This is a genomic window from Streptomyces blastmyceticus, from assembly GCF_039521185.1.
In the GTDB taxonomy this organism is placed as follows: Bacteria; Actinomycetota; Actinomycetes; order Streptomycetales; family Streptomycetaceae; genus Streptomyces; species Streptomyces blastmyceticus.
In genome coordinates, this window is record NZ_BAAABW010000027.1 from 1 (window position 1) to 11,652 (window position 11,652).

Below are 11,652 nucleotides of genomic sequence, written 5' to 3' on the forward strand. Positions count from 1 at the left end.
TGCGGGGACCGGCCCTTCGGCGTTGCACCGCACCACGGACGAGGCCGCCGGCCCCGTACCGATTCCGGTACGGGGCCGGCGGCCCGCGCGCGGAGGCGTCCCTGCTGTCAGGCCGACAGCCAGCCCGCCACCGCCTGCGCCGTCGTCCCGGCGTGCTGCTCCATCATCGTGAAGTGGTTGCCGGGCACATCGAGCGCGGTGTGCTCGAGATCCCAGTAGGAGCGCCAGTCGCCGCCCTCGCCACGGGTCCAGTCGAACAGCCGCTCCCCGGCCCGTACCAGCAGCGTCGGGGTCTTGATCTCGCGCGGGCGCCACTCGCCGAAGAGGCGGAAGTAGGCGCCCATGGCAAGCAGCCGCGCGTCGTCGAGCGGCACATGGCTCTCGCTCCGCTCGCCCACGCTCGCGCTCAGGCCGGGCTGGATGCCGGTGGCCGCGTCCGTGTCGTGGGAGTAGATGTCGAGGAGGACGACCGCCTGCGGGAAGACGCCCGTGGCCTCCAGCCGCGCCGCGACCTCGTGCGCGAGCATGCCGCCCGAGGAGTGGCCCAGCAGGACGAAGGGTGAACCGTCCGTCCGCCGCAGCACCGCCTCGGCCTGCGCCTCGATCACCGCCTCCGGGGTCGCCGGGAGCTGCTCCCCCGCCACGAAGCCGGGGTTGGCCATCGCCCATACGTCCCGGTGGCCACGGAAGCCGGCGGCGAACCGGGCGTACTGGTGCGGGCCCGAGATCGGCAGGATGGAGGAGAAGCAGACCAGCGCCGGAGGCACCGGCTCCGCCCCGGCACCCGAGAGCCTCACCAGGGCGGGTGCCTTGGCCAGGTCCGCCGTGCCGTTGAAGGACGGGCGGAACCGGGAGACGTCCATCAGCATGCGCGTGAACTCCTCCTGCCTGCCCGTCTCCCCGGCCTCCCGCATCATCGCGCCGAAGACGCCCGTCTGCTGTTCGCCACCGGCCGGCTCGTCCCGTACGGCAGAACCGGCCACCGCGTCCACCAGCTGCGTCAGCATGTGCCCGGCGACGAGCGCGGGCGTGCCGTGGTCGAAGAGCAGCGTCGGGGACAGCCGCAGGCCGCTGGCCGCGTTGAGCCGGTTGCGCAGCTCGACGGCGGTGAGCGAGTCGAAGCCCATCTCCAGGAAGCCGCGGCCGACCCCGATGGCGTCGGCGTCCGCGAAGCCGAGGACTACCGCGGCCTGGGTGCGGACCAGTTCCAGGAGTACGGCCTCCCGCTCGGCCCCGGTCGCGAGCCCGGCGAGACGCTGCGCCAGCGAGGGGCCGGCGAGGTCCACCGGGGCGGCCTCGACGGTGCGCCGCCGGGAGCCGCGCACCAGGCCGCGGAAGACGGCCGGCAGCGCGCCCGCGTCGGCCTGGGCCCGCAGCGGGGCGGTGTCCAGGTGCAGGGGAATCAGGAGCGACTCGCCGGGGACCGTCCAGGCCACGTCGAAGAGCTCCAGGCCGTCCTCGGAGGTCAGCGGGGCCATGCCGGAGCGTGCCATCCGCTGCACGTCCGCGTCGGCCATGCCGCCGGTCATCGCCGAGCGCTGCTCCCACAGGCCCCAGGCCAGCGAGAGCGCGGGCAGGCCCGTGGCCCGCCGGTGCTGCGCGAGCGCGTCCAGGAAGACGTTGGCGGCCGCGTAGTTGCCCTGGCCCGGCGCGCCGAGCGTGCCGGCCGCGGACGAGAACAGCACGAACGCGGTCAGGTCGAGGCCGCGCGTCAGCTCGTGCAGGTTCCGCGCCGCGTCCACCTTCGGGCGGAAGACGGTGTCGACGCGGGCGGGGGTGAGGGCCGGGACCGGTCCGTCGTCCAGCACACCGGCGGTGTGGATAACCGCCCGCAGCGGGCGCTCCTCCGGCACCTCGGCGAGCAGCCGCGCCAGCGCCTCGCGGTCGGCGGCGTCGCAGGCCGCGACGGTCACCTCGGCGCCCAGCGCGGTGAGTTCGGCGACCAGCTCGGGCACGCCCTCCGCCCGGCCGCCGCGACGGCTGGTGAGCAGCAGGTGCCGCACCCCCCGCTCGGCGACCAGGTGGCGGGCCAGCAGCCCGCCGAGCACCCCGGTGGCACCCGTGATCAGGACCGTGCCCTCCGGGTCGAACCCGGGCACCTGCTCCGGCGCCGTGTCCTCCACCCCGGCGAGCCGGGGGGCCAGCAGGCCTCCCGTGCGGACGGCCAGTTGCGGCTCGGCCGAGGCCACCGCCGCAGGGAGCGCCCGTACGGACGCCTCGTCGCCGTCCACGTCCAGCAGCAGGAACCGGTCCGGGTTCTCCGTCTGGGCGGAGCGCACCAGACCCCATACCGGGGCGTGGGCGAGGCCGGGCACGTCCGCGTCCGGTCCGGTGGCCACCGAGCCGCGGGTGACGAAGGCCAGCCGCGCCCCGGCGAAGGCCTCTTCCGCGAGCCACGACTGGATGTCCGCCAGCGCGGCATGCGTGGCCCGCCTGGCGTCCTCGGCCACGTCTCCGGTGGTGCCGGAGCCGTACGGGAGGAGGACGAGCTCCGGCGCGGGCCTGCCGGAGGCCACCACGGCGGCGAGCTCCACCAGGTCCGCGTAGGACTCGCAGCCGATCCCCGCCGCCTCCAGCGCCGCGCCCAGGCCGAGGGCGTCGGCGCCGACCAGCGCCCAGGGTCCGGCCGGGGTCGCCGCCGGAACGGGAAGCGCGGTCCAGCGCAGCCGGAACAGCGAGTCGTGGTGGGCGACACGGGCCGCGCGCAGTTGCTCGGGCGCAACGCGCCGCAGGACCAGGGAGTCCACGGTCGCGACCGGGCCGCCGGCCTCGTCGGCCACCGTCAGGGCGATCGCGTCCGGCCCGGCCGGGGCGATGCGCACCCGCAGCGCCGCGGCGCCCGCGGCGTGCAGGGTGACGCCGCTCCAGGAGAACGGGAGCCGGATGCCGTCTTCCGTACCGAGGAAGTCGCCGAGCGCCACGCCGTGCAGGGCGGCGTCCAGCAGCGCCGGGTGCAGCCCGAACAGGGCGGCGTCCGAGCGCTGCTTCTCGGGCAGCCGCAGCTCGGCGAAGACCTCGCCGCCGCGCCGCCAGGCGGCCCGCAGCCCCTGGAACGCCGGTCCGTAGCCGAACCCGCCGGCCGTGAACCGCTCGTACAGATCCGAGACGTCGACCGGCACGGCGTCCGCCGGGGGCCAGACCGACAGTTCCTCGGCCGCCGCCCGGCCCGCCGCGAGCACGCCGGAGGCGTTGCGGCTCCACGGCTGGTCCGGCCGGTCCTCGCCCGCCGGCCGCTCCGGCCGCGAGTGGATCTCCAGCGTCCGGCGGCCGTCGGTGCCGGCCTCGCCGACGCTCAGCCGCAGCTGGACCCCGCCCCGCTCGGGCAGGATCAGCGGCTCCTCCAGGGTCAGCTCCTCCAGCAGGTCGCAGCCGACCTGGTCGCCGGAGCGCACCGCCAGCTCGACGAAGGCCGTGCCCGGCACCAGCACGGTGCCCGCGACGGCGTGGTCGGCCAGCCAGGGGTGGGTCTGGAGGGAAAGCCGCCCGGTGAGCAGGACGCCGTCCGAGTCCGGCAGTTCGACAGCCGCGCCCAGCAGCGGGTGCCCGGCGGCGCCGAGACCCGCGGAGGCGACGTCGCCCACCGAGGCCGGGACCTCGATCCAGAAGCGCTCGTGCTGGAAGGCGTAGGTCGGCAGCTCGACGCGCCTAGCGCCCGTCCCGGCGTACACCGCGTCCCAGTCGACGCTCACGCCACGCGTCCAGGCCTCGCCCAGCGAGGTGAAGAAGCGCTCCAGGCCGCCCTCGTCGCGGCGCAGCGAGCCGATGGCGGTGGCCTCGCGGCCGCTGCTCTCGGCGGTCTCCTGCACGCCCATGGCGAGCACTGGGTGCGCGCTGGACTCGATGAAGGTCGCGAAGCCCTCGTCGAGGAGGCGGCGGACAGCACCTTCGAGCTCGACCGTCTGCCGGAGGTTGGTGAACCAGTACTCCGCGTCCAGCTCGGGCCCCTTGACCCATTCACCGGTCACGGTGGACAGGAAGGGCACCTCGGCGGCCTTCGGCCGCACCGGGGCCAGGAGTTCGCACAGCTCGTCGCGGAGCAGCTCGACCTGGGCGGAGTGCGAGGCGTAGTCAACCGGGACCTTACGCGCCCGCACCTCATCCGCCTCACAGGAGGCGATCAGCTCGTCGAGCGCCTCGGGCTCACCGGAGACGACCACGGACGACGGCCCGTTGACCGCTGCCACCGAGATGCGGGATTCACCCCATGCGGCGATCCGCTCCCGTACCTCGGCCACGGGCAGCGCCACGGACACCATGCCGCCCTTGCCCGCCAGCACCCGGCCAATGGCCTGGCTGCGCAGCGCGACCACACGGGCAGCGTCCTGGAGCGAGAGAATCCCCGCCACACACGCGGCCGCGATCTCACCCTGCGAGTGACCGACAACGGCCGACGGCTGAACACCCAGCGAACGCCACAGCTCGGCGAGCGAGACCATCACGGCGAACAGCACCGGCTGGACCACGTCCACCCGCTCAAGCGAGGGGGCGCCTTCCACGCCGCGCAGGACGTCCACCAGCGACCAGTCGCAGAACTCCGCCAGTGCGGCGGCGCATTCGGCGATGCGGGCGGCGAACACCGGGGAGGCGTCGAGCAGTCCGACCGCCATGCCGGCCCACTGCGAGCCCTGGCCGGGGAAGACGAAGGCGGTCCTGCCCGCCGTGCCGGTCCCCTGGACGAGCTGCGGCAGCGCCTGCCCGGCGGCCAGGGCGGACAGGGCGCGTACGAAGGCGTCCCGGTCCTCCCCCACCAACAGCGCGCGCTCGTCGTGCACCGCGCGCGTGGTGGCCAGGGAGTAGCCGATGTCCGCCGGGCTCGGCTCCGGGTGGGTCTCCAGCGCCGTGAGCAGCTTCTGTGCCGCCGCCCGCAGCGCGGCCTCGGTCCTGCCCGAGAGCACCCAGGGCAGCACGCCCGGCTTCGCCGTCCGGTCCTCGGCGACGGCCGGCTTCTCGGCCGGGGCCTGCTCCAGGATGGTGTGGGCGTTGGTGCCGCTGATGCCGAAGGAGGACACCGCGGCGCGGCGCGGGCGGCCGCTCTCCGGCCAGGCCGTCTCCTCGGTCAGCAGCGAGACCGCGCCGGCCGACCAGTCGACGTGCGGCGAGGGCTCGTCGACGTGGAGGGTCCTGGGCAGCACGCCGTGCTCGAGGGCCTTGACCATCTTGATGATGCCCGCGACACCGGCGGCGGCCTGGGTGTGGCCGAAGTTGGACTTCACCGAGCCCAGCCACAGCGGGGTGTCCTCGGCGCGGTCCTGGCCGTAGGTGGCCAGCAGCGCCTGCGCCTCGATCGGGTCGCCCAGCGTCGTGCCGGTGCCGTGCGCCTCGACGACGTCGACATCGGCCGTGGTCAGCCGGGCGTTGGCCAGGGCCTGCCGGATGACGCGCTGCTGGGACGGGCCGTTGGGGGCCGTCAGGCCGTTGCTCGCGCCGTCCTGGTTGATGGCCGAACCACGGACGATCGCAAGGACCGGGTGGCCGTTCTTCCGTGCGTCGGAGAGCCGCTCGACGAGCAGCATGCCGACGCCCTCGCCCCAGGCGGTGCCGTCGGCGGCGGCCGCGAAGGGCTTGCAGCGGCCGTCGGTGGCCAGGCCGCGCTGCTTGCTGAAGGCCACGAAGGTGCCGGGGGTGGCCATCACGGTCACGCCGCCCGCGAGGGCGAGGGAGCACTCTCCGGAGCGCAGGGCCTGCACGGCCATGTGCAGGGTCACCAGCGAGGACGAGCAGGCCGTGTCGACGGTGACCGCCGGGCCCTCAAGGCCGAAGGTGTACGAGACGCGGCCGGAGGCGACGCTGCCGGAGCTGGCGGTGCCCATGTAACCCTCGAGGCCGTCGGGTGCGCGGTGCAGCAGCGTGCCGTAGTCGTTGTACATGACGCCGGTGTAGACGCCGGTCCGGCTGCCGCGCACCGTGGCCGGGTCGATCCCGGCCCGCTCGAACGCCTCCCAGGACGTCTCCAGCAGCAGTCGCTGCTGGGGGTCCATGGCGAGGGCCTCGCGCGGCGCGATCCCGAAGAACGCCGGGTCGAAGTGGTGGGCGTCGTGCAGGAAGCCGCCGTTGCGGGCGTAGCTCGCGCCCGGCTGGTCGGGGTCGTCGGCGTACAGCCCCTCGATGTCCCAGCCGCGGTCGGTGGGCATGTCGGAGATGGCGTCGCGCCCCTCGGTGACCAGCGTCCACAGGTCCTCGGGGGTCCGTACACCGCCGGGGTAGCGGCAGCTCATCGCGACGATGGCGATGGGCTCGTCGTCTCCCGCCGTGGCGGCGGCGGGCGCGGCGGACGCGGCTGCCTGGCCGCCCTGGGCCTCGCCGCGCAGGAAGTGCGCGAGCGCGACGGGCGTCGGGTAGTCGAAGATCAGCGTCGCGGGGAGGCGTACGCCGGTGGCCGCACCGAGCTGGTTGCGGAGCTCGACCGCGGTGAGCGAGTCGAAGCCGACCTCGCTGAACGAGCGCGCCGGGTCGACCGCTTCGGGCCCGGAGTGGCCGAGCACGGCCGCTATGTGGGTGCGGACCAGCTCCAGCACGACGCGTTCCGCCTCGGCCTCGGGGAGGCCGGCCAGCCGCTGTCCCAGCGTGCCGGAGGCGTTGGCCGCGGCGGCCTGGGCCGCGCGTCGCGGGGGCACCCGGACCAGGCCGCGGAAGAGCGGCGGCAGCATGCCGACGCTCGCCTGGGCGCGCAGCGCGGCCAGGTCCAGCGGCATGGGCACCAGCAGCGCCTCGTCCGTGCGGGCGGACGCGTCGAAGAGCTCAAGGCCCCGCTCGGCGGTGATGGCGACGATGCCACCGCGCCGCAGTCGGCCGGCCTCCGCCTCGTCCAGTCCCCCGGCCATGCCGCCGGACTCGGCCCACAGCCCCCACGCGAGGGAGGAGGCGGCCAGGCCGAGCGCCTTGCGGTGCTGGGCGAGGGCGTCCAGGAAGGCGTTGGCGGCGGCGTAGTTGCCCTGTCCGGCGCCGCCGAAGACACCGGCGGCGGAGGAGAACAGCACGAAGTCCGACAGGTCGAGGTCGCGCGTCAGCTCGTGCAGGTTCCACGCCGCGTCCACCTTCGGGCGCAGCACCTTCGCGAGGCGCTCCGGGGTGAGCGAGTCGAGCACGCCGTCGTCGAGCACACCGGCGGTGTGCACGACGCCGGTCAGCGGGTGTTCCGCCGGTATCGCGGCGATCACGGCGGCCAGTGCGTCCCGGTCGGCCACGTCGCACGCCGCCCATGTCACACCGGCGCCCGACTCGCCGAGTTCGGCGGCCAGTTCCGCGGCGCCGGGGGCGTTCCCGCCCCTGCGGCTCACCAGCAGCAGGTGACGTACGCCGTGCTCGGTCACCAGGTGCCGGGCCACGAGCCCGCCCAGTGAGCCGCTGGCACCGGTGACCAGGACCGTGCCGGCCGGGTCCCGGACGGCGTCCGCCGCACCGACGGCGGCCCGGCCGAGGCGCGGCGCCTTCAGGACGCCTTCGCGCACGGCGATCTCCTGCTCGTCGCAGTGCAGGGCGGCGGGCAGGGCGTGCAGCGAGTCGGGGTGGCCGTCGACGTCCACGAGCACGAGGCGCCCCGGGTTCTCCGACTGCGCGGAGCGGGCCAGACCGCGGACCGCGGCGCCGACCAGGTCGGACACCGGCTCGCCCGGGGCGACCGCCACCGCGCCCGAGGTCAGCACCACCAGCCGGGAGTCGGCGAACCGCTCGTCGGCCAGCCATTCCTGGAGCAGTGCCAGGAACGCGGCCGTGGCCCGGTGCGCCGTCCCGGCGACGTCCTCGACGCCGGTGGCGACCGACGGGACGAGGACGAACTCCGGGGTCCCGCCGGACTCCAGCGACTTCGCCAGCGCCGCCAGGTTCTCGTAGGCGGCGGTCCCGGCGACGGATCCCAGGCCGAGGACGTCCGTCCCCAGCAGCGCCCACCGGTCCGCCTCGGCCGCACCGGCCGGGACGTCCGTCCAGTCCACCCGGAACAGCGCGTCCTTGAGCCCGCCGCCCGCGCCACCGGCGGTCAGCTGCTCGGGGGCGACCGAGCGGAGCGCCAGGCGCGCCACGGAGGCGACCGGGGCGCCGGTGACATCGGCGAGCTCCAGTGCCACCGTGCCGTTCCCGGCGGCGGAGAGCCGGACGCGCACCGCGTCCGCGCCGACCGAGTGGACGGACACGCCGTTCCAGGAGAAGGGCAGTTGGCCCTGGCCGGTGCTCTCGACCAGGTCGCCGAGCCCGATGCCGTGCAGCACGGCGTCCAGCAGTGCCGGGTGCACGCCGAAGAGTCCGGCGCCGGGCTCGACGCCCTCCGGCAGTGCCACCTCGGCGAAGATCTCGCCGGCCCGCCGCCAGGCGGCCCGCAGCCCCTGGAAGGCGGGGCCGTAGCCGAAGCCGGCCCCGGCCAGGCCCTCGTACAGACCCGCGACCTCGACCGGTTCGGCGCCCGCGGGCGGCCACGCGCTCAGGTCGAACGCCGGCGGGTGGCCGTCGCCCGCCGCCAGGGCGCCGGTGGCGTGCCGCAGCCACGGCTCCTCGTCGGGAGCACCGTCGGCGCGGGAGTGGAAGGCCACCGGGCGGCGGCCGGTGGCGTCCTCCGCGCCCACGGCGATCTGCAGGGCCACCCCGCCCCGCTCGGGCAGGATCAGCGGGGCCTCGAGGGTGAGTTCCTCGACCAGGCCGCAGCCGGCCCGCTCACCGGCCCGGACGGCCAGCTCCACGAAGGCGGTGCCGGGCAGCAGGACCGAGCCCATGACGGCGTGGTCGGCAAGCCACGGGTGGGTCTCCAGCGACAGCCGCCCGGTGAACAGGAAGCCGTCGGAGTCGGCCAGTTCCACGGCCGCGCCCAGCAGCGGGTGGTCGGCGCCGCCGAGCCCGGCCGAGCTGATGTCCGCGTAGGCCGCACCGGCGTCCAGCCAGTAGTGCTCGCGCTGGAAGGCATAGGTGGGCAGCTCCACGAGCTCCGCGCCCGTGCCCGCGTAGTACGCCTCCCAGTCGACCGTCACGCCACCGACGTGCAGGGTGGCGAGGGCGGTGGTCACGGCCTCGGCCTCGGGGCGGTCGGCGCGCAGGGCGGAGACGAAGGACAGTCCGTCGCCGGTGACGCAGTCCTGCGCCATCGCGGTGAGGACACCGTCCGGGCCCAGCTCCACGAAGGTGGTGACGCCCTGCGCCTCCAACGTCCGCACGGCGTCGAGGAAGCGGACCGACTCCCGGACGTGGCGGACCCAGAAGTCCGGGCTCGTGATCTCGGCCGAGGGCACGACGGCGCCGGTGAGGCCGGAGACGACGGGGATCTTCGGGGTCTCGTACGTCAGCCGCTCCGCGACCTTGCGGAAGGCCTCCAGCATCGCGTCCATACGGGGCGAGTGGAAGGCGTGGCTGACGGTGAGGCGCTTGGTCTTGCGGCCCTGCGCCTCGAAAGCGGCGGCGATCGTGAGCGCCGCGTCCTCGTCGCCCGCGACGACGACCGACTGCGGACCGTTGAGGGCGGCGATGCTCACGCCCTCGGTCAGCAGCGGCAGCACCTCGTCCTCGGACGCCTGTACGGCGATCATGGCGCCGCCGGCCGGGAGCCGCTGCATCAGCCGGCCGCGCGCGGCCACGAGCAGGGCCGCGTCGTCGAGCGAGAGCACGCCCGCGGCGTGCGCGGCGGCCAGTTCGCCGATGGAGTGACCGGAGAGGAAGTCGGCCTTCAGGCCCCAGGACTCCACGAGGCGGAAGAGCGCCACCTCGACCGCGAAGAGGGCGGGCTGGGTGAAACCGGTCCGGTCGAGCTCGTCCTTGTCCGCGCCGAACAGCACGTCCTTCAGCGGGCGTTCCAGGCGCGGGTCCAGCGCGGCGCAGACCTCGTCCAGCGCCGCCGCGAAGACCGGGTACGTCCCGTACAGCTCACGGCCCATGCCCAGCCGCTGGCTGCCCTGGCCGGTGAACAGGAACGCCGTCTTGCCCCGGCCCCCGGTGCCCTGGACGAGCCCGGCTGCGGGCTCGCCCGCGGCCAGTGCGGCGAGCCGGTCCAGGAACTCCCGGCGGTCTGCGGCGATCACCGCCGCCCGGTTCTCCAGCGCGCTGCGGGTGGTGGCCAGGGAGCGGCCGACGGAGGGCGCGTCCAGCTCGGGGCGGTCGGTGAGATGGGCGTGCAGGCGGGCGGCCTGGGCGCGCAGCGCGTCCTCGCCCTTGCCCGACAGCACCCAGGGCAGCAGCGGCAGGACCGTGTGCGCCACGGCCGCCGCGGTCTCCGGGGCGTCGCCGTCGCCCTCGTCCACCGGCGCTTCCGCCGCCGGGGCCTGCTCGATGATCAGGTGGGCGTTGGTGCCGCTGATGCCGAAGGAGGACACGGCGGCGCGGCGCGGCCGGCCGGTCTCCGGCCACGGCCGGGACTCGGTCAGCAGCGAGACGGCGCCCGCGGCCCAGTCGATGTGCGGGCTGGGCTCGTCGATGTGCAGGGACTTGGGCACCGTGCCGTGCTCGATGGCCTTGACCAGCTTGATGATGCCCGCGACGCCGGCGGCGGCCTGGGTGTGGCCGATGTTGGACTTCACGGAGCCCAGCAGCAGCGGCTGGTCCTCCCCGCGCTCCTGGCCGTAGGTGGCCAGCAGCGCCTGCGCCTCGATCGGGTCGCCCAGCTTCGTACCCGTGCCGTGCGCCTCGACGACGTCGATCTGGTCGGACGTCAGCCGGGCGCTGGCCAGCGCCTGGCGGATGACGCGCTGCTGGGACGGGCCGTTGGGGGCGGTCAGGCCGTTGCTCGCGCCGTCCTGGTTGATCGCCGAACCGCGGACGACGGCGAGCACCTTGTGCCCGTTCCTGCGGGCGTCCGAGAGCTTCTCCACCAGCAGCATGCCGGCGCCCTCGGACCAGCCGGTGCCGTCGGCGGCCGCCGCGAACGACTTGCAGCGGCCGTCGAAGGACAGCCCCCGCTGCTTGCTGAACTCGGTGAAGGTGCCGGGGGTGGACATCACCGTGACACCGCCGGCCAGGGCCAGGGTGCACTCGCCGTTGCGCAGCGCCTGCATGGCCATGTGCAGGGTCACCAGCGAGGACGAGCAGGCCGTGTCGACGGTGACCGCCGGGCCCTCAAGGCCGAAGGTGTACGCCACCCGGCCGGAGGCGATGGAGCTGGAACCGCCGGTGCCGAGGTAGCCCTCGACACCCGGCGGCACCGCGCGCAGCCGTGAGGCGTAGTCGTGGTACATCACGCCGGCGAAGACACCGGTGCGGCTGCCGCGGACCGTCGTCGCGTCGATCCCGGCCCGCTCGAAGACCTCCCAGGTGGTCTCCAGCAGCAGTCGCTGCTGGGGGTCCATGGCGAGGGCCTCACGCGGGTTGATCCCGAAGAACGCCGGGTCGAAATAGTTGGCGTCGTGGAGGAATCCGCCCTCCCGGACATAGCTGGTGCCCGCCCCGTCCGGGTCGGCGTCGAAGAGCCCCTCGATGTCCCAGCCGCGGTCGGTGGGGAATTCGGAGATCCCGTCCCCGCCCTCGGACACCAGCCGCCACAGGTCCTCGGGCGACTGGATGCCGCCCGGATAGCGGCAGCTCATGCCGACGATCGCGATCGGCTCCTGGCTCTCCGACTCCACCTCCTGCAGGCGGCGCCGGGTCTCGTGCAGGTCGGCCGTCACCCGCTTCAGGAAGTAACGGAGCTTTTCCTCATTCATTTCGTGCGTTCCCCTTCGAGGAATCCAGAAGGTCGGGGCCGGT

1 protein-coding gene is annotated in these 11,652 nt (G+C 74.8%); it reads right to left on the reverse strand.

Annotation, left to right across the window (positions count from 1 at the left end; translation table 11 throughout):
- Nucleotides 1-107: 107 nt before the first annotated feature.
- The gene (locus ABD269_RS27370; protein WP_344122118.1) at nt 108-11,609 is read right to left on the reverse strand and encodes a type I polyketide synthase; all 11,502 of its coding nucleotides are present in this window, start codon (nt 11,607-11,609) and stop codon (nt 108-110) included.
- Nucleotides 11,610-11,652: the final 43 nt, after the last annotated feature.